The sequence below is a fragment of the Enterobacter cloacae complex sp. P18RS genome (genome assembly GCF_014982105.1).
Taxonomy (GTDB): domain Bacteria; phylum Pseudomonadota; class Gammaproteobacteria; order Enterobacterales; family Enterobacteriaceae; genus Enterobacter; species Enterobacter hormaechei_C.
Genome location: NZ_JADCKV010000021.1, coordinates 126,059 through 142,782, shown reverse-complemented (window position 1 = coordinate 142,782; position 16,724 = coordinate 126,059). Strand labels below are relative to the sequence as shown.

General features: G+C 53.7%; 18 protein-coding genes and 1 other annotated feature. Of the genes, 8 read left to right on the top strand and 10 right to left on the bottom strand.

Features of this window, described 5'->3' with window-relative positions; translation table 11 throughout:
- Positions 1 to 159: 159 nt before the first annotated feature.
- From clpB to rluD, 3 genes are all read right to left on the bottom strand, one after another.
- Positions 160 to 2,733 carry an ATP-dependent chaperone ClpB gene (gene clpB, locus INF61_RS17145; protein ID WP_193547940.1) on the bottom strand — a complete coding sequence of 858 codons (2,574 nt, stop codon included), beginning with the start codon at positions 2,731 to 2,733 and terminating at the stop codon, positions 160 to 162.
- A 129-nt stretch (positions 2,734 to 2,862) separates the two neighbouring features.
- Entirely contained in the window at positions 2,863 to 3,594 is a 732-nt protein-coding gene (gene yfiH / locus INF61_RS17140) for a purine nucleoside phosphorylase YfiH (RefSeq protein WP_045339950.1), read from the bottom strand.
- Positions 3,591 to 4,571 carry a 23S rRNA pseudouridine(1911/1915/1917) synthase RluD gene (gene rluD / locus INF61_RS17135; protein WP_193042585.1) on the bottom strand — a complete coding sequence of 327 codons (981 nt, stop codon included), beginning with the start codon at positions 4,569 to 4,571 and terminating at the stop codon, positions 3,591 to 3,593. Before rluD ends, yfiH begins: the two co-directional genes overlap by 4 nt.
- Before the next feature lie 131 nt (positions 4,572 to 4,702).
- Here rluD and bamD point away from each other — a divergent pair, with 131 nt between their 5' ends.
- The 4 genes from bamD (at position 4,703) to pheA (ending at position 7,470) form a co-directional block, all read left to right on the top strand.
- Positions 4,703 to 5,440, top strand: coding sequence for an outer membrane protein assembly factor BamD (gene bamD / locus INF61_RS17130; protein WP_003863164.1), 738 nt, complete (start codon positions 4,703 to 4,705; stop codon positions 5,438 to 5,440).
- Between the two features lie 267 nt (positions 5,441 to 5,707).
- Positions 5,708 to 6,049 carry a ribosome-associated translation inhibitor RaiA gene (gene raiA / locus INF61_RS17125; RefSeq protein WP_003863162.1) on the top strand — a complete coding sequence of 114 codons (342 nt, stop codon included), beginning with the start codon at positions 5,708 to 5,710 and terminating at the stop codon, positions 6,047 to 6,049.
- Positions 6,050 to 6,153: 104 nt separating this feature from the next.
- Positions 6,154 to 6,279, top strand: a sequence feature (Phe leader region).
- Entirely contained in the window at positions 6,155 to 6,202 is a 48-nt protein-coding gene (pheL, locus tag INF61_RS17120; protein WP_100229775.1) for a pheA operon leader peptide PheL, read from the top strand. Its footprint overlaps the feature before it by 48 nt.
- A 30-nt stretch (positions 6,280 to 6,309) precedes the next feature.
- Positions 6,310 to 7,470 (top strand): bifunctional chorismate mutase/prephenate dehydratase, encoded by a 1,161-nt coding sequence (gene pheA, locus INF61_RS17115; protein WP_015571567.1) that lies wholly within the window; start codon positions 6,310 to 6,312, stop codon positions 7,468 to 7,470.
- Here pheA and INF61_RS17110 read toward each other — a convergent pair.
- The 3 genes from INF61_RS17110 to aroF are packed head-to-tail and all read right to left on the bottom strand — an operon-like array spanning position 7,467 to position 10,602.
- Entirely contained in the window at positions 7,467 to 8,339 is an 873-nt protein-coding gene (locus tag INF61_RS17110; protein ID WP_193547939.1) for an SMP-30/gluconolactonase/LRE family protein, read from the bottom strand. The genes pheA and INF61_RS17110 overlap by 4 nt on opposite strands.
- A gap of 60 nt (positions 8,340 to 8,399) precedes the next feature.
- Complete coding sequence (tyrA, locus tag INF61_RS17105; RefSeq protein ID WP_049133915.1) at positions 8,400 to 9,521, bottom strand: bifunctional chorismate mutase/prephenate dehydrogenase; 1,122 nt, start codon at positions 9,519 to 9,521, stop codon at positions 8,400 to 8,402.
- Positions 9,522 to 9,531: 10 nt separating this feature from the next.
- Positions 9,532 to 10,602 (bottom strand): 3-deoxy-7-phosphoheptulonate synthase AroF, encoded by a 1,071-nt coding sequence (aroF, locus tag INF61_RS17100; protein WP_006811632.1) that lies wholly within the window; start codon positions 10,600 to 10,602, stop codon positions 9,532 to 9,534.
- 212 nt (positions 10,603 to 10,814) lie between these two features.
- Between aroF and INF61_RS17095 the strand changes: the two genes are divergently transcribed.
- The 4 genes from INF61_RS17095 to INF61_RS17080 all read left to right on the top strand — a co-directional run bounded on the left by INF61_RS17095 (position 10,815) and on the right by INF61_RS17080 (position 13,590).
- The gene (locus INF61_RS17095) at positions 10,815 to 11,189 is read left to right on the top strand and encodes a DUF2799 domain-containing protein (protein ID WP_032619209.1); all 375 of its coding nucleotides are present in this window, start codon (positions 10,815 to 10,817) and stop codon (positions 11,187 to 11,189) included.
- Between the two features lie 153 nt (positions 11,190 to 11,342).
- The gene (locus INF61_RS17090) at positions 11,343 to 11,879 is read left to right on the top strand and encodes a YfiR family protein (protein WP_015571570.1); all 537 of its coding nucleotides are present in this window, start codon (positions 11,343 to 11,345) and stop codon (positions 11,877 to 11,879) included.
- Positions 11,872 to 13,092 carry a diguanylate cyclase DgcN gene (dgcN, locus tag INF61_RS17085; RefSeq protein WP_017692859.1) on the top strand — a complete coding sequence of 407 codons (1,221 nt, stop codon included), beginning with the start codon at positions 11,872 to 11,874 and terminating at the stop codon, positions 13,090 to 13,092. The genes INF61_RS17090 and dgcN overlap by 8 nt, the downstream gene beginning before the upstream one ends.
- 12 nt (positions 13,093 to 13,104) lie before the next feature.
- A complete protein-coding gene (locus tag INF61_RS17080) occupies positions 13,105 to 13,590 on the top strand; it encodes an OmpA family protein (protein WP_017382956.1) in 486 nt (161 codons plus the stop codon).
- Between the two features lie 2 nt (positions 13,591 to 13,592).
- On the opposite strand, the gene INF61_RS17075 is transcribed toward INF61_RS17080, so the two are convergent.
- The 4 genes from INF61_RS17075 to trmD form a co-directional block, all read right to left on the bottom strand.
- Positions 13,593 to 14,963, bottom strand: a complete 1,371-nt coding sequence (locus INF61_RS17075; RefSeq protein ID WP_193547938.1) for a PepSY-associated TM helix domain-containing protein — start codon at positions 14,961 to 14,963, stop codon at positions 13,593 to 13,595.
- Positions 14,964 to 15,001: 38 nt separating this feature from the next.
- Positions 15,002 to 15,406 carry a DUF2946 domain-containing protein gene (locus INF61_RS17070; RefSeq protein WP_023304265.1) on the bottom strand — a complete coding sequence of 135 codons (405 nt, stop codon included), beginning with the start codon at positions 15,404 to 15,406 and terminating at the stop codon, positions 15,002 to 15,004.
- A gap of 132 nt (positions 15,407 to 15,538) precedes the next feature.
- Positions 15,539 to 15,886, bottom strand: a complete 348-nt coding sequence (rplS, locus tag INF61_RS17065; RefSeq protein ID WP_002914145.1) for a 50S ribosomal protein L19 — start codon at positions 15,884 to 15,886, stop codon at positions 15,539 to 15,541.
- 43 nt (positions 15,887 to 15,929) lie between these two features.
- Positions 15,930 to 16,697: a tRNA (guanosine(37)-N1)-methyltransferase TrmD gene (trmD, locus tag INF61_RS17060; RefSeq protein ID WP_015571574.1), complete on the bottom strand. Its 768-nt coding sequence runs from the start codon at positions 16,695 to 16,697 to the stop codon at positions 15,930 to 15,932.
- Between the last annotated feature and the right edge of the window lie 27 nt (positions 16,698 to 16,724).

The window sequence follows — 16,724 nt, the reverse complement described above, 5'->3', positions numbered from 1 at the left end:
GGAGGCGCATTATAGGGAGTAATTCCGAACCTGCAAGGATAAAGTGAAAATTATTTACTGACCGCTCATTTTCCAGGCAAATCACATCCCAGACCTCAATTTTCGCCTGGTTTTTAAACAAAAACGAGCCGCAAGCGGCCCGTTTTTGCGTTTTGTGACTTACTGCACTGCCACAATGCGATCGTCGTTGGCTTCCAGACGAATAACTTTGCCCGGAACCAGCTCCCCAGAGAGGATTTGCTGTGCCAGCGGGTTTTCGATCTGCTGCTGGATAGCACGTTTTAACGGACGCGCACCATAAACAGGATCGTAACCATTCTCGCTCAGCAGTTTCAGCGCATCGTCGGAAATGTGGATTTCATACCCACGCTCTTCCAGACGTTTGTACAGACGCTGCAACTGGATCAGCGCAATCGACGCGATGTGTTTCTCGCCCAGCGGATGGAACACGACCACTTCATCAATACGGTTGATGAACTCCGGACGGAAGTTTTGGCTGACCACACCCAGCACAAGATCTTTCATATGGCTGTAATCCAGCTCACCGAAGCGTTCCTGAATCAAATCGGAACCCAGGTTCGAGGTCATGATCACCACCGAGTTACGGAAGTCGACCGTTCTTCCCTGCCCGTCCGTCAGACGCCCATCATCCAGCACCTGCAACAGAATGTTAAACACGTCAGGATGAGCCTTTTCCACTTCATCCAGCAGGATGACGGAATAAGGACGACGACGAACCGCTTCCGTCAGGTAACCGCCCTCTTCATAACCGACATATCCCGGAGGCGCACCGACCAGACGCGAGACGGAGTGTTTCTCCATAAACTCGGACATATCGATACGCACCATCGCGTCATCGCTGTCGAACATAAAGTTAGCCAGCGCTTTACACAGCTCGGTTTTACCGACACCGGTTGGCCCCAGGAAAAGGAACGAGCCGATTGGACGATTCGGATCGGACAGCCCCGCACGGCTACGACGAATGGCGTTAGATACCGCTTCGACCGCTTCGTTCTGTCCAATGACGCGCTGATGCAGATCCTGCTCCATACGCAGCAGTTTCTCACGTTCGCTTTCCATCATGCGAGCCACAGGAATGCCCGTCCAGCGCGCCAGCACTTCGGCAATCTCGGCATCCGTCACTTTATTACGCAACAGACGCATGGTTTTGCCTTCCGACTGCGTGGCAATCTCTAGCTGTTTTTCCAGCTCAGGGATCTTGCCGTACTGTAGCTCGGACATCCGCGCCAGATCTCCTACGCGACGGGCCTGCTCAATGGCAATTTTCGCCTGCTCCAGCTCCGCCTTGATTGTCTGGGTGCCAGAGAGGGAGGCTTTCTCAGCTTTCCACTCTTCTTCCAGCTCAGAATACTGACGCTCTTTCTCGTCCAGTTCTTCGTTAAGCATATCGAGGCGTTTCTTACTCGCTTCATCAGACTCTTTGTTCAGCGCCTGCTGTTCCAGCTTGAGCTGGATAATGCGGCGATCGAGTCGGTCCAGCTCTTCCGGTTTCGAGTCAATCTGCATACGGATGCTGGACGCCGCTTCATCGATAAGGTCGATGGCTTTATCCGGCAACTGACGGTCGGCAATGTAACGATGCGAAAGCGTCGCCGCCGCAACGATGGCCGGGTCAGTGATCTGCACGTGATGGTGCAGCTCATAACGCTCTTTCAGACCACGCAAAATGGCGATGGTATCTTCAACGCTTGGTTCAGCGACAAACACCTTCTGGAAGCGACGCTCCAGCGCGGCATCTTTTTCAATGTACTGACGATACTCGTCCAGCGTAGTGGCGCCGACGCAGTGAAGTTCACCACGCGCCAGCGCAGGTTTCAGCATGTTCCCGGCATCCATTGCGCCGTCAGCTTTACCCGCGCCCACCATGGTGTGCAGTTCGTCGATAAACAGGATGACGTTACCTTCCTGTTTCGCCAGATCGTTCAGCACGCCTTTCAGACGCTCTTCAAATTCACCGCGGTATTTCGCCCCGGCCACCAGCGCGCCCATATCCAGCGCCAGTACGCGACGGCCTTTCAGCCCTTCGGGCACTTCGCCATTAACGATACGCTGCGCCAGCCCTTCAACGATGGCGGTTTTACCGACGCCAGGCTCACCAATCAGCACCGGGTTGTTTTTGGTACGACGTTGCAGTACCTGGATAGTCCGACGAATTTCTTCGTCACGGCCGATTACCGGGTCAAGTTTGCCCTGCTCGGCACGTTCGGTCAGGTCGACCGTAAATTTCTTCAAAGCCTGACGTTGGTCTTCGGCTCCCTGGTCGTTCACGCTTTCACCTCCGCGCATTTTCTCAATCGCCTGGGTCACATTAGCGGTGGTTGCACCGGCGGATTTCAGCAGGTCGGTTAAGGTACCGCGTGATTCAAGCGCCGCCAGAACAAACAGCTCTGACGAAATAAAGTTGTCCCCACGTTTTTGCGCCAGCTTGTCGCAAAGGTTCAGCACGCGCACCAGATCCTGCGACGGCTGCACGTCGCCGCCGGTACCTTCTACCTGCGGTAAACGGCTCAGCGCCTGATCGATGGCGGTGCGTAACTGGCCGGCATTAATGCCAGCGGACGTTAATAAAGGACGTACCGATCCCCCTTCCTGATTCAGCAAGGCGCTCATTAAATGAAGAGGTTCGATAAATTGGTTGTCGTGCCCCAGTGCGAGGGACTGGGCATCGGCGAGAGCAAGCTGGAATTTATTAGTAAGACGATCCAGACGCATAACTCCTCCCATAACAGGTCAAATTTGCTACTGGAGATTAAATGAGGTCATCCCTCAATTATTCAAGGTTAATAACCTGAATTATGTGAAAAGAAAACGGCGCGTACCGGATCGTCTTGATTCTTTAGGTTATATCAGCCAAATGAAACTTGCCATACGACCTGTCGTCTTGTCGCGGCGATAGGAGAAAAAATCACCCTTTTCGGTGAAGGTACAGCGATCTCCGCCGAAGATGTGGGTCACGCCGACGTTATTCAGGCGCTGGCGGGCAAGCTGATAAATATCGGCCAGATATTTATCTCCGGAAGCCACAAACGCTTCGACCGCTTGCGGATCTTTTTCCATAAAGGCATCGCGCACTTCGGGCCCGACCTCAAACGCCTGCGGGCCAATCGCCGGGCCAAGCCAGGCGATGAGATTTGCAGAATCGTCATGGAAGCAGGCAACGGTCTCTTCCAGCACGCCTTCGCACAGGCCTCGCCATCCGGCGTGGGCAGCAGCCACTTCAGTTCCTGCCTTATTGCAGAACAACACCGGCAGGCAATCAGCAGTCATCACCGCGCAAACCGTTCCCGGCGTATTGCTGTACGAAGCATCGGCGCGCTTAGACGCATAGGGCTCCCCCGTCAGCTTCAGCACCGCTTTACCGTGCACCTGCTCAAGCCAGACCGGTTTTGAAGGAAGGTTTCCCGCAGCAAAGAGGCGTTTACGGTTCTCTTCAACGTGCTCCAGGTTATCGCCACAGTGCGCACCGAGGTTCAGAGACTCCCACGCGCCCTGGCTCACGCCACCGATACGGGTTGAACTACAGGCGGCCACGCCTTCAGGCAGTGGCCACGCCGGGACAATCAGTTTGGTCATAACCAGTCCACGTGATCCTTATGTTCTTCGAAATCTGCGCGCATCGCGTCGATAAGTTCCACCATATCCTGTGGGATCGGCGCATGCCATTCCATCTGAATTCCAGTAATTGGGTGATAAAGACGCAGCATCGTCGCATGCAGCGCCTGGCGATCGAATTTACGCAGCACGGAGATGAATTCATCCGATGCGCCCTTTGGTGGACGCGGACGACCGCCGTAAACCGGGTCACCCACCAGCGGATGGGTAATATGCGCCATGTGCACGCGGATCTGGTGAGTACGCCCGGTTTCCAGGCGCAGACGCAGGCGCGTATGAATACGGAAATGTTCCATGATGCGGTAGTGGGTTACCGCCGGTTTACCCATCGGGTGTACGGACATATGCGTACGCTTGGTTGGGTGACGGCTGATAGGCTCTTCCACCGTGCCGCCAGAGGTCATATGACCAATCGCCACCGCTTCATATTCACGGGTAATTTCGCGCAATTGCAAAGATTCCACCAGGCGAGTCTGAGCTGGGACCGTCTTCGCCACCACCATCAGACCCGTGGTGTCTTTATCCAGACGGTGAACGATACCGGCACGCGGTACGTCGGCAATCGGCGGATAATAATGAAGGAGAGCGTTAAGTACCGTACCGTCAGGATTGCCCGCGCCCGGATGAACAACAAAGTCGCGCGGCTTGTTGATGATCAGAATATCGTCATCTTCGTAGACGATATCCAGCGGGATATCCTGCGGCTCGAAGCGGACTTCCTCTTCGATTTCAGCATTGATGGCGACAGCTTCCCCACCAAACACTTTCTCTTTTGGTTTGTCCCAGATCTTGCCGTTTACCAGCACGCGCTGGTCAAGGATCCATTCTTTTATGCGTGAACGCGAATAATCAGGGAACAATTCGGCCAAAGCCTGATCTAAGCGTTGACCGAGCTGATTTTCGGAGACTGTTGCGGTGAGTTCTACTCGTTGTGCCATAAACTGCTTCTTCGTTTAACGTTGGGTTTTACGGCTTTGCCGTTTAATATAGTGTGCTATTGTAGCTGGTCTTAATCGGGAGCAGGAACTGAGTTTCTCCCGGACAAACATTTGAGGAAAGTCAAAACGTCATGACGCGCATGAAATATCTGGTGGCAGCGGCCACGTTGAGCCTGGCTTTGGTGGGCTGCTCCGGTTCGAATGAACAGGTCCCTGACAATCCGCCGAATGAAATCTATGCGACTGCACAACAAAAGTTGCAGGACGGTAACTGGAAACAGGCGATAACGCAACTGGAAGCGTTGGATAATCGCTATCCGTTTGGCCCGTATTCGCAGCAGGTACAGTTAGATCTTATCTACGCCTACTACAAAAATGCCGATCTGCCGCTGGCTCAGGCAACGATCGATCGTTTCATGCGTCTGAACCCTACCCATCCTAACATCGATTACGTGATGTACATGCGCGGCCTGACTAACATGGCGCTGGATGATAGTGCATTGCAGGGCTTCTTCGGGGTGGATCGTTCCGACCGTGACCCGCAACATGCGCGTGATGCTTTCAATGACTTCTCCAAGCTGGTGCGTAGCTACCCGAACAGCCAGTACATTACCGATGCCACTAAGCGTCTGGTGTTCCTGAAAGATCGTCTGGCGAAATATGAGTACTCCGTTGCGGAATACTACACCCGCCGTGGCGCATGGGTTGCCGTGGTTAACCGTGTAGAAGGCATGCTGCGTGATTATCCGGATACCCAGGCCACGCGTGATGGCCTGAAGCTGATGGAGAATGCGTATCGCCAGATGCAGATGACGGCTCAGGCTGACAAAGTGGCGAAAATCATCGCCGCGAACAGCAGCAACACCTGATACCGCTACAATGCATAACGGCAGCCCGCGGGCTGCCGTTTTTTTATTCTTTCAGACTTACGCTGAAGCGGTTTAGCTTCAACACATCCATTCAACTATGACCGCAATTGTTGGCTTCGACAAGGTAAATCTCACCTCTTCCTGCCCTGCCTCACAAAAAAGATTCCCTGACAAAAACCGACAAAATAACGTGATCTAAATCACACATTTTGACATTAGGTCGGGTATGCTGGGATCACCAAGACGGAAAGACAAGAGGTAAAATTTATGACAATGAACATTACCAGTAAACAAATGGAAATTACTCCGGCAATCCGCCAGCACGTCGCAGACCGTCTCGCCAAACTGGATAAATGGCAAACACATTTGATTAATCCACATATCATCCTGTCCAAGGAGCCGCAGGGTTTCATCGCTGATGCAACTATCAATACTCCAAACGGCCATCTGGTCGCCAGCGCAAAACACGAGGATATGTACACCGCAATTAACGATTTGATCAACAAGCTGGAACGGCAGCTCAATAAAGTGCAACACAAAGGTGAAGCACGTCGCGCCGCAACCTCGGTGAAAGACGCCAGCTTCGCGGAAGAAGTTGAAGAAGAGTAATCCTCTAAAATTGAGTGTACCGACAACGCGCCTTCGGGCGCGTTTTTTATTGACAGGATCAAAACAGTGCAGGTACTTTAACCCTATCAATTTCAGGATGACTTTATGAAACAGACACCGTTTTTCTTCGCATTCTTTTTTACCTTCCCCTGACCGGGAGGCGTTTCGTCGTGTGATAAAGAATGCGAAGACGAACAACAAGGCCTCCCACACCGGGAGGCCTTTTTTATTGATAACGATAAAATGAGACAGACAACACTATGACACCGGAAAACCCGCTCCTGGATTTACGCGTAAAAATCAGTGCACTCGACGAAAAATTACTGGCCCTGCTGGCAGAACGCCGCGCGCTCGCCGTTGAAGTGGGCAAAGCCAAGCTCGAGTCCCATCGGCCGGTGCGCGATATCGATCGCGAACGTGATTTACTGGAACGGTTGATTCAACTCGGCAAAGCGCATCATCTGGATGCGCACTACATCACCCGCCTGTTCCAGCTCATCATCGAAGACTCCGTTCTGACGCAACAAGCCCTGCTCCAGCAGCATCTGAACAAAACCAACCCGCACTCTGCTCGTATCGCTTTCCTCGGCCCGAAAGGGTCCTATTCTCACCTGGCAGCTCGCCAGTACGCAGCCCGCCATTTCGAAGAGTTTATTGAGAGCGGCTGCGCGAAATTTGCAGACATTTTCAACCAGGTCGAAACCGGCCAGGCAGATTACGCCGTGGTGCCTATTGAGAACACCAGTTCCGGCGCCATCAACGATGTTTACGATCTGCTCCAGCACACCAGCCTGTCGTTAGTCGGCGAGTTGACTATCCCTATCGATCACTGCGTGCTGGTCTCTGGCTCAACCGATCTGAGTCAGATCGAAACGGTGTACAGCCACCCGCAGCCGTTCCAGCAGTGCAGCCAGTTCCTGAACCGTTATCCGCACTGGAAAATTGAATACACCGAAAGCACCTCGGCGGCGATGGAAAAAGTGGCGCAGGCAAACTCTTCTGCCGTCGCGGCTCTCGGTAGCGAAGCGGGCGGCGCGCTGTATGGCTTACAGGTGCTGGAACGCAATCTGGCCAACCAGACGCAGAATATCACCCGTTTCGTGGTTCTGGCCCGCAAGGCCATCAACGTGTCGGACCAGGTCCCGGCGAAAACCACCCTGCTGATGGCGACCGGCCAGCAGGCGGGTGCGCTGGTTGAAGCGCTGCTGGTGCTGCGTAATCACAACCTGATCATGACGAAGCTGGAATCCCGCCCAATACATGGCAACCCGTGGGAAGAAATGTTTTATCTCGACGTTCAGGCCAACCTGGAGTCTGCGTCCATGCAGAAAGCCCTGCGCGAACTGGGCGAGATCACACGCTCCATGAAAGTGCTGGGCTGCTATCCGAGCGAAAACGTGGTCCCGGTCGATCCGGCTTAACGTTCGATAAAGCGGCTTTTCTTCATCCCTGCCACATTTACAGGCAGGGTGAAGATGGCACCGGAAAGCGGATATTTCGCCAGCTCCTCCGCCTCCATATTTTCCCGCGTGGTGGTGATAAACAGCGTTTTCATATCGTCGCCGCCAAAGCAGACCATTGTCGGGCAGCGTACCGGCAGCCGGTACTCTTCCAGCTGTTCGCCTTGCGGTGAAAACCGTGCGATACGCCAGCCGTCAAACAGTGCGCTCCAGTAGCAGCCTTCCTCGTCCATTGCCGCTCCGTCGGGCATACCTTCTCCCTCGCTAAACCGGCGAAACTCTTCGCGCTTACCGGGTTCCCCCTGCTCATCAAGCGGCGTACGGTAGATCACACCGTTCGGCGTATCAGAAGTAAACATCCATCGTTTGTCAGGACTAAACGCTAAACCGTTATGCCCGTGAATATCGCACTGGATCACTTTCGGCGTCAGGTCGTTGTCAATACGCATCAGCATGGCGCCGTTATAATCTCCCGGCCCCCAGAAGGTGCCCGCATAAAACCGTCCCTGATGCTCGGTACCGCCATCGTTAAAGCGTGCAAGCTGCGGGTTGGATGGGTTATCGCAAACTTTACGCTGTAGCAGGCCGTGCTTATCGGTCAGCCAGATGGCGTTTCGCATCGCGACGATAAATCCGCCGCGTTCACGCAGGGCAAAACACCCAACTTCTTCATGGAATGAGAGCACCGAGTGCTCTGCGGTGGGCAGATGGTACCGATGGATCTCCCCTTCCAGGATATCCGCCCAGTAGAGCGCCTTCTCTTCTGCACTCCACGTCGGGCATTCGGGCAGATGCCCGGTATAGTTCAACAGCAGCTGCGGTTCAGCCATGACAGTTCCCCAAAATGAAAAAAGCCAGCAATGCTGGCTTTCAGTATATACATCATCGCATTACTGGCGACTGTCATTTGCCTGGCGCAACAGCGTGCGGCTTTCACTCTGGAATCGCGTGGCGTAATCACCGAACCAGTGCTCCACTTTACGGAAACTGTCGATAAAGGCTTGTTTATCGCCGTGTTCCAGCAAGGTGATCGCTTCGCCAAAACGCTGATAATAGCGCTTGATCAGCGCCAGATTATTTTCAGACGACATGATGATGTCGGCGTAAAGCTGCGGATCCTGGGCAAACAGTCGCCCGACCATCGCCAGCTCCAGACGATAGATTGGCGAGGAAAGCGCCAGCAATTGTTCAAGCTGAACGTTCTCTTCCGCCAGGTGCAGCCCATAGGCGAAGGTTGCAAAGTGGCGCAGCGCCTGAATAAACGCCATGTTCTGGTCATGCTCTACCGCGCTAATGCGGTGCAAACGTGCTCCCCAGACCTGGATCTGTTCCAGGAACCACTGGTAGGCTTCCGGCTGCCGTCCGTCACAGTAAACCACTACCTGCTTCGCCAGGCTTCCGCTGTCCGGGCCAAACATCGGGTGTAACCCAAGCACGGGGCCAGTGTGCGCCGCTAGCATTGCCTGTAACGGACCATTTTTAACGGAGGCCAGGTCCACCAGTATGCAATCTTCCGGCAGCGGAGGAAGTTTCGCGATTATTTGCTCCGTCACATGGATCGGCACGCTGACGATAACCATTCCGGCGTCTTTCATCAGCTCCGGCGCGTGCGACCAGTCCTCTTTCTCCAGAATACGCACCTGATAGCCAGAAAGCGTCAGCATTTTCTCAAACAGACGCCCCATCTGCCCGCCACCACCGACGATAACCACCGGGCGCAGCGACGGACAGAGGGTTTTGAAGCCCTTGTCGTTTTCGCTGGAATAGGACTCGCGCATCACGCGACGCAGGACGTCCTCAATCAAATCAGGTGATACGCCCAGGGCCTGCGCCTCTTTACGGCGGGAGGCGAGCATAGTGGCCTCGCGCTCCGGAACGTAAATCGGCAGTCCGTATTTACTTTTAACCTCGCCGACCTCAGCAACCAGTGCCATGCGGCGCGCCAGAAGATCCAGCAACGCCTTATCCACTTCATCAATTTGATCGCGTAATGCGGTCAATTCAGCAACCATAACTACCCTCTTATGCCAGACGCGTCGCCAGCTGGCCGTTCAAATCTTTGTGGATCTCACGCAGCAGCGCATCGGTGGTTTCCCAGCTAATGCAGGCATCGGTGACCGAGACGCCGGGCTTCATCGCGCTACGCGGCTGTTCCGATGACTGATTGCCTTCATGAATATTACTTTCAATCATCAGGCCGATAATTGAACGGTTGCCATCTTTAATCTGAGCAATCACAGATTCTGCAACCGCAGGCTGGCGACGGTAATCTTTATTCGAATTACCATGACTGCAATCTACCATCAGCGCCGGACGCAGTCCCGCCTGTTCCATCTCTTTTTCACACTGCGCGACATCCGCCGGGCTGTAGTTTGGCGCTTTACCACCGCGCAGGATCACATGCCCGTCCGGGTTGCCCTGCGTTTGCAGCAGGCATACCTGGCCCGCCTGGTTGATCCCGACAAAACGATGGGGCATGGCGGCGGCGCGCATGGCGTTAATCGCCGTGGCCAGGCTGCCGTCGGTACCGTTTTTAAAACCAACCGGCATAGACAGGCCAGACGCCATCTCGCGGTGGGTTTGTGACTCGGTGGTGCGCGCCCCAATCGCAGACCAGCTAAACAGATCGCCCAGGTACTGCGGGCTGTTCGGATCCAGCGCTTCGGTTGCCAGCGGCAGCCCCATGCTGACCAGCTCTACCAGCAGGCGACGCGCAATCTTCAGGCCGGCTTCCACATCAAACGAGCCATCCATGTGCGGATCGTTGATCAACCCTTTCCAGCCAACGGTCGTACGTGGCTTCTCAAAATAGACGCGCATCACCAGATAGAGGCTATCGCTGACCTCCTCCGCTAATGCTTTAAATCGACGAGCGTACTCAATGGCGGTTTCAGGATCGTGAATAGAGCAAGGACCACATACCACCAGCAGGCGCGGATCGCGGCCAGCGATAATGTCAGAAATGGTCTGGCGCGAGTGCTCAATCTGAGCTTCCTGCGCGACGCTCAGCGGGAATTCCGCCTTCAGTTGATCCGGGGTGATTAACACCTGTTCGTCAGTGATATGTACGTTGTTCAGCGCGTCTTTTTGCATGATTGCGATCCTGTCAAACTCGTTTGCGATAGTGGTTTTCCTCGAAGAGGTGACACAACGATATCACATTAAGTAAAGATTTCAATCCAAAATACGTACACATTACTTTACACCAACCCTTTAATTGCAAAAATAATGGCCTAAAATCGTAAAGTTAAAATTACACACGCACGCCTGTAAGCCAGGCTATGCTCACAAAAAGGAGAATAGCCATGCGTTCAATTGCTTTTATGTTGTTGTCGCTGATTTTGTCGGGTTGCCAGATCAATCCTTATACTTTTCAGCCTAACTGGACCAGACCGGACTGGTTCACGGCCGGTAAAGAAGACGCTATGAATGGTGTTCCGGTTAAAGATAACCAGGCTCTGGCCGATAGTTTTAATGACCCTCAGGTTGATCGAGCGGAATATCTTCGTGGCTACGCTGACGGACAGAAAAAAATATGCGAAGAGGGCTTTATTCACGCCTGGGGATTAGCGGGCAAATCATTTCCTGCCAGCTGCGATGCAACTGAAAATGCAGTAAAACTGCATGAATCCTGGCAACAAGGATTGGATGAAAGTATGCGTTCCAGCAGGCTTAATTGAGCCTGCCTTAATTCCTCTGAATATAGCTCACTGTAAGATTTAGCTTAGGTCAAAACAGGGATATTTCTGACATAATGACGGCTTTGATAAACAATGGTATTCTGCCGACAATTCTTAAGGACATCTATTTCCGGGGCGGTTTGGCGGATTCTGATGAGAAATGCAATCTTGATCGCTTTGCTCCGACTCCCCCTGGTGCTAATACTGTTCATTTTAGTAGCCCCTGCAACGGCAGGCTCGTTCACGGAAACGGATAAATCAGTACGTTCGATTGTTTCTGGCATTGTGAGCTACACCCGATGGCCAGCACTGTCCGGCCAGCCTAAGCTCTGTATTTATGCCTCTTCCCATTACAGACAGGCGCTCAGCAGTGAAGATGAACACAACCCGTTGCCCTATAGTCCTGTCATTGTGCATAGCGATCGGGAAGCACTCGCAGCAAGGTGTGATGCCCTCTATTTCGGGAGCGAGTCGCCGGCAAAACAACAGGAAATAATAAATCAATATCAGGGCCAGGCGTTGCTATTAATGTCAGAACAAAATCCTGAATGCGTTATTGGCAGCGCATTTTGTCTGATAATAGAGCACAACCTCGTCAGGTTTTCCGTAAATCTGGATGCGCTGGCGCGCAGTGGCGTAAGAGTCAATCCGGATGTATTAATGCTCGCACGGAATAAGAAGCATGAATAAGGAAGTCGCACCAACACCGCGTCCGACGTTTAAAAGAACGTTGCGACGAATCAGCATGATAAGCGTCATTATAACGATGACGTTTATATGGTTGCTGCTGTGTTTCGCTTCCGTGGTGACATTAAAGCAATACGCGCAAAAAAACCTCGAACTTACCGGCGCCACCATGAGCCACAGCCTTGAAGCCTCTCTGGTGTTCAACGATGCCGTGGCGGCAAATGAAACGCTGGCGACCCTCGGCAAGCAGGGGCAGTTCGCCGTGGCGGAAGTGCTTAACGCACATCATAAACGGTTTGCCTGGTGGTCATGGAACCCGGCGGATAATACCGACACGCTGGGCGCGCTGGTCAACCGGTGGTTGTTCCCTGTTCCTGTCGCACAGCCCATCATACATAACGGCAATGTGATTGGCGAAATTCGTCTGACCGCGCGAGACAGCCTGATTAGCCACTTTATCTGGCTCTCATTTGCGGTCCTCACCGGCTGCATTCTTTTTGCCTCTGCCGTCGCATTGACCATCACTCGCTCGCTACATCATGGCATGGTTGTTGAAATGCAAAACATCACTGACGTTGTGCATGACGTTCGCACTAACCGCAACTTCTCTCGCCGGGTAACGGAAGGCCGCATTGAAGAGTTCCACCAGTTTGGTGAAGACTTCAACAGCCTGCTGGATGAAATGGAAGAGTGGCAGCTCAAGCTACAGGCGAAAAACGCTCAACTGTTGCGTACCGCCATGCACGATCCGCTCACGGGGCTTGCAAACCGCGCCGCGTTTCGCAACAACATTGCGGCATTAATGAACGACGCTTCAGCAAAAACCAATTCTGCCCTGCTCTTCCTGGACGGTGATAACTTTAAGGTTATCAATGACACCTGGGGTCATGCCGCGGGTGACTGCGTACTGATCGAAGCCGCCAAAAGGATGGTCGAGTTTGGCGAAAAACGTCATCAGTCTTACCGTCTTGGCGGCGATGAATTTGCCATGATCCTTTACGGCGTCCACACCGCACGTGAGGTCGAATTTATTTGCGCTGCTCTGTCGCAGCAATTTATCCGTCCGTTTGATCTGCATAACGGGCACACAGCATCAATGTCCCTCAGCATTGGCTTTGCTCTGGCGTGGGAAAATGCCTCCGTTGAAGCATTACTGGAGCAAGCCGATCGCAATATGTATCTGGTCAAAAACCAGCGTTCGAAAACAATATCCTGAAAGGAAGACGATATGTTAAAGCGATACTTTGCGCCGTTAATACTGGCATCACTGGTAATGTCCGGATGCCAGTCATCCCCTGAAGGGAAATTCACGCCAGAGCAAATTGCGGCCATGAAATCCTACGGCTTTAACGAACTGAATGGCGACTGGTCTCTGGGCCTGTCGGATAAGATCCTGTTTGATAAAAATGACGCCAGGCTGCGCCCGGAAAGTGAAACGCAGATCCAGACTATGGCCTCACGCCTGGCGGCAACCGGTCTGAACCACGCCAGGATGGATGGCCATACGGATAACTATGGCGAAGAGAGCTACAACGAAGCGCTTTCGTTAAAACGTGCCAATGTTGTGGCGGATGCCTGGGCGAAGGGCGCGAATATCCCGCGCAGCAATCTCACTACGCGGGGCTTAGGCAAAAAATACCCTGTCAGCAGCAACCGCACTGCGCAGGGGCGAGCTGAAAACCGCCGGGTTGCGGTAGTCATCAGCACGCCTTAAGGCTATTTAACGGCTGTTCCGGCGAGCGACACGCCTGAACCTGCTCGCCAGCGCAGCCAGTCAATCACAATAAAGACCGCCAGACTGACGCCCATTACCGGCAACGCCAGCCCCAGCAGGAGGCTTATCAGGAACGTCACTCCCCTTCCCCACAGCGGCAATGCCAGCCAGCTTTGACAGAGCGTCTGTACCGGGTTAGCGGCTGACGTTGCAGGGCGACGCATCCACCACATCCGGTATCCCCAGATAATTAACACACACAGCGCAACGCCAAACGCGATGAGCAGCAGCTGATTTGCCAGACCAAACATGATCCCCATATGGAAATCCACGCCCCAGCGGGTGAGTTTAGCCATCAGCGGGAAATCCCCGAAGCGAGTGCTGTCCAGCACCTTCAGTGAGTGGGGATCCACGGCAACGGCATCAACCTGCGTTGGCCAGCGGCGATCGATTTCCGTCACCGTCCAGGCCTGGTCGGCCCTGCTTGCCGGACGGATCTCAACGTTGTTCGCATCAATCCCTGACTGGCGGGCGACCTGCAATACGTTGTCAAAAAGCGACAGTTTGACTGGCATTTCAGGCATCGTCATTCCCCCGTGATGACCACGATGTTCGGCGTGTTCATCCCTCATTTCCGGCGCACCGGAAAGGGTGGTGTTTACCTGCGGCGTCAGCCAGTTCATCTCTGCACGCAGCTTATCGACGTTGCCACCGGCCCATTGTGACCAGGTTAACCCGGTGACTGAGAACAGCAGCATTCCCGCCAGTAACGTCCAGCCTAAGATCACATGCAGGCGGCGACGATTCTGGAAACGATTGTTAATACGGCGCTTCGGTCGGGTGTAGAACCACAGCGCGATCCCGCCCAGGGCAGCAACCCACATCCACGAGGCGGCTAACTCGCTATAGAGGCGCCCGATGTTGCCCAGCATCAGCGAGGTATGCAGATAATCGATAGTCTGACGCAGCGGTAAAATCCCGCTGGTGCCGTACACGGTCATATCCCCTCGAATCTCAAGGCTGGTGGGATCAATAAAAATAGCCCGATGCTCGGAGGGACCCAGCGCCGGGTCGGCAAACATCACGCGGGTCGTTTCGCCCTCTTCCAGCCCCGGACGTACAGCATGTAAACGCAGCGCTGAACCCACGGCCTTTTCCGCCACGGCAATTTGTTCAGCAAGAGGCTGCGCCTCACCCACGGCATCCGTGTGGAGTGCATGATGGTACAGCGCCTTTTCAAGCTGCGGCGTGGCGACATACAGTGTTCCGGTCAGCGCTGCGAAGAAGATAAACGGACCGACAAACAGCCCGATATAGAAATGGAGGCGACGCAGCAGGTTTCCCCATGCCGCGCGCGGAGTGCAGGTAGTCATACTTTTCCTTTTTAAGGCAAAAAGTGAGTGATTTTGTTTTAAAGGGAGAAAGCAGACCGACGCGGCGGCGCGCGGGTATCGGGGTAAAGCCAGGGGAAAAAGTGCCAGTGGCTGACCGCCTGACGAGGCGGTTTCACGCGCAGCCGCTGCAACACCACGCTGAGCAGAACGATAAGCGCCAGCATCACGCCCGGCACATGCGCTAACAGCACGCAGTAGCCGCATGCTTCCGCATGGTCAACTGGCATAGAATGCGGCATATCACCATGATGCTCGTCCATCGACATCATGCTCATGTCATGGTGCATACCCGGCATGGCGCTCATGGGATCTTTTTGCAGCGAGACGGAGATCAGCGGCGCCACGACGATCAGCAGGATCGCAAACAGCGCGGTCAATGCCGCTGCGCGTTTCCAGTTACGCTGATGCAGTACGTTATCCACTTACCCTCCACCCAAGAGGCGAACATTGTAAATGATTTATGACGGAAGGGTTAACGCGAGAGGTGCGATGGGATAAAAAAAGGGCCAGCCTTTCGGCCAGCCCTTTCTAACAGGATGTCGCTTAAGCGAATCTTAGTTCAGACGCTCTTTAATACGAGCAGACTTACCAGTACGCTCACGCAGGTAGTACAGTTTAGCTTTACGTACAGCACCACGACGTTTAACAGCAATGCTGTCAACTACCGGAGAGTGAGTCTGGAAGACACGCTCAACGCCTTCGCCGTTGGAAATTTTACGAACAGTGAATGCAGAGTGCAGACCGCGGTTACGAATAGCGATAACCACGCCCTCGAATGCCTGCAGACGTTTTTTGGAACCTTCAACAACCCATACTTTCACTTCCACGGTGTCACCTGGACGGAAGGAAGGTACGTCCTGCTTCATCTGCTCTTGTTCAAGTTGCTTAATAATGTTGCTCATAATTTAATCTCTTATCCTGGGTAAACTGATATTCGGGTGCGTATTACGCATTCCCATCATGTTCATGCTGCTGGTGCACGTGTTCAGTTTTGAACTCGGCCAGCAACTTTGCTTGCTCTTCAGTCAGAGCCAGGTTTTCCAGAAGTTCAGGTCTTCTAAGCCAGGTTCGGCCCAGCGACTGCTTCAAACGCCAGCGACGTATCTCGGCATGGTTTCCAGACAGTAATACTGCCGGGACTTCCATCCCTTCTAACACTTCAGGACGAGTATAGTGTGGACAGTCCAGCAATCCATCGGCAAACGAATCTTCCGTTGCCGAAGCTTCATGGCCCAGTACACCCGGAATGAACCGGGCAACGGAGTCAATCAGCGTCATTGCTGGTAACTCACCACCGCTGAGAACGTAATCGCCGATAGACCATTCTTCGTCAATCTCGGTTTGAATTACACGCTCATCTATCCCTTCGTAGCGACCACAGACCAGAATCAGCTTTTGATTCGTCGCCAGTTCGCTCACGCCCGCTTGATCAAGCTTGCGTCCCTGAGGTGAAAGATAAATCACCTTCGCGCCTTCACCTGCCGCGGCTTTTGCTGTGTGAATGGCGTCCCGTAAGGGTTGCACCATCATCAACATCCCCGGTCCGCCGCCGTAAGGACGATCGTCCACGGTACGGTGCCGGTCGTGCGTGAAGTCACGAGGACTCCAGCTCTGGATGCTCAGCAGGCCATTCTTTACTGCCCGGCCAGTTACCCCGTAATCGGTAATCGCGCGGAACATTTCAGGAAACAGGCTAATTATGCCAATCCACATAGCGCCGTCTTTTACCGTTTATCCGGA

Excerpts from the sequence above, each read along its gene's own strand:
- INF61_RS17090 (WP_015571570.1), top strand. The coding sequence starts at position 11,343 with ATGAGAAATGCAATCTTGATCGCTTTGCTCCGACTCCCCCTGGTGCTA.
- raiA (WP_003863162.1), top strand. The coding sequence starts at position 5,708 with ATGACAATGAACATTACCAGTAAACAAATGGAAATTACTCCGGCAATC.
- trmD (WP_015571574.1), bottom strand. The coding sequence starts at position 16,697 with ATGTGGATTGGCATAATTAGCCTGTTTCCTGAAATGTTCCGCGCGATT.
- INF61_RS17095 (WP_032619209.1), top strand. The coding sequence starts at position 10,815 with ATGCGTTCAATTGCTTTTATGTTGTTGTCGCTGATTTTGTCGGGTTGC.
- INF61_RS17080 (WP_017382956.1), top strand. The coding sequence starts at position 13,105 with ATGTTAAAGCGATACTTTGCGCCGTTAATACTGGCATCACTGGTAATG.
- rluD (WP_193042585.1), bottom strand. The coding sequence starts at position 4,571 with ATGGCACAACGAGTAGAACTCACCGCAACAGTCTCCGAAAATCAGCTC.
- INF61_RS17075 (WP_193547938.1), bottom strand. The coding sequence starts at position 14,963 with ATGACTACCTGCACTCCGCGCGCGGCATGGGGAAACCTGCTGCGTCGC.
- rplS (WP_002914145.1), bottom strand. The coding sequence starts at position 15,886 with ATGAGCAACATTATTAAGCAACTTGAACAAGAGCAGATGAAGCAGGAC.
- INF61_RS17110 (WP_193547939.1), bottom strand. The coding sequence starts at position 8,339 with ATGGCTGAACCGCAGCTGCTGTTGAACTATACCGGGCATCTGCCCGAA.
- dgcN (WP_017692859.1), top strand. The coding sequence starts at position 11,872 with ATGAATAAGGAAGTCGCACCAACACCGCGTCCGACGTTTAAAAGAACG.
- bamD (WP_003863164.1), top strand. The coding sequence starts at position 4,703 with ATGACGCGCATGAAATATCTGGTGGCAGCGGCCACGTTGAGCCTGGCT.
- clpB (WP_193547940.1), bottom strand. The coding sequence starts at position 2,733 with ATGCGTCTGGATCGTCTTACTAATAAATTCCAGCTTGCTCTCGCCGAT.
- pheA (WP_015571567.1), top strand. The coding sequence starts at position 6,310 with ATGACACCGGAAAACCCGCTCCTGGATTTACGCGTAAAAATCAGTGCA.
- yfiH (WP_045339950.1), bottom strand. The coding sequence starts at position 3,594 with ATGACCAAACTGATTGTCCCGGCGTGGCCACTGCCTGAAGGCGTGGCC.
- tyrA (WP_049133915.1), bottom strand. The coding sequence starts at position 9,521 with ATGGTTGCTGAATTGACCGCATTACGCGATCAAATTGATGAAGTGGAT.
- aroF (WP_006811632.1), bottom strand. The coding sequence starts at position 10,602 with ATGCAAAAAGACGCGCTGAACAACGTACATATCACTGACGAACAGGTG.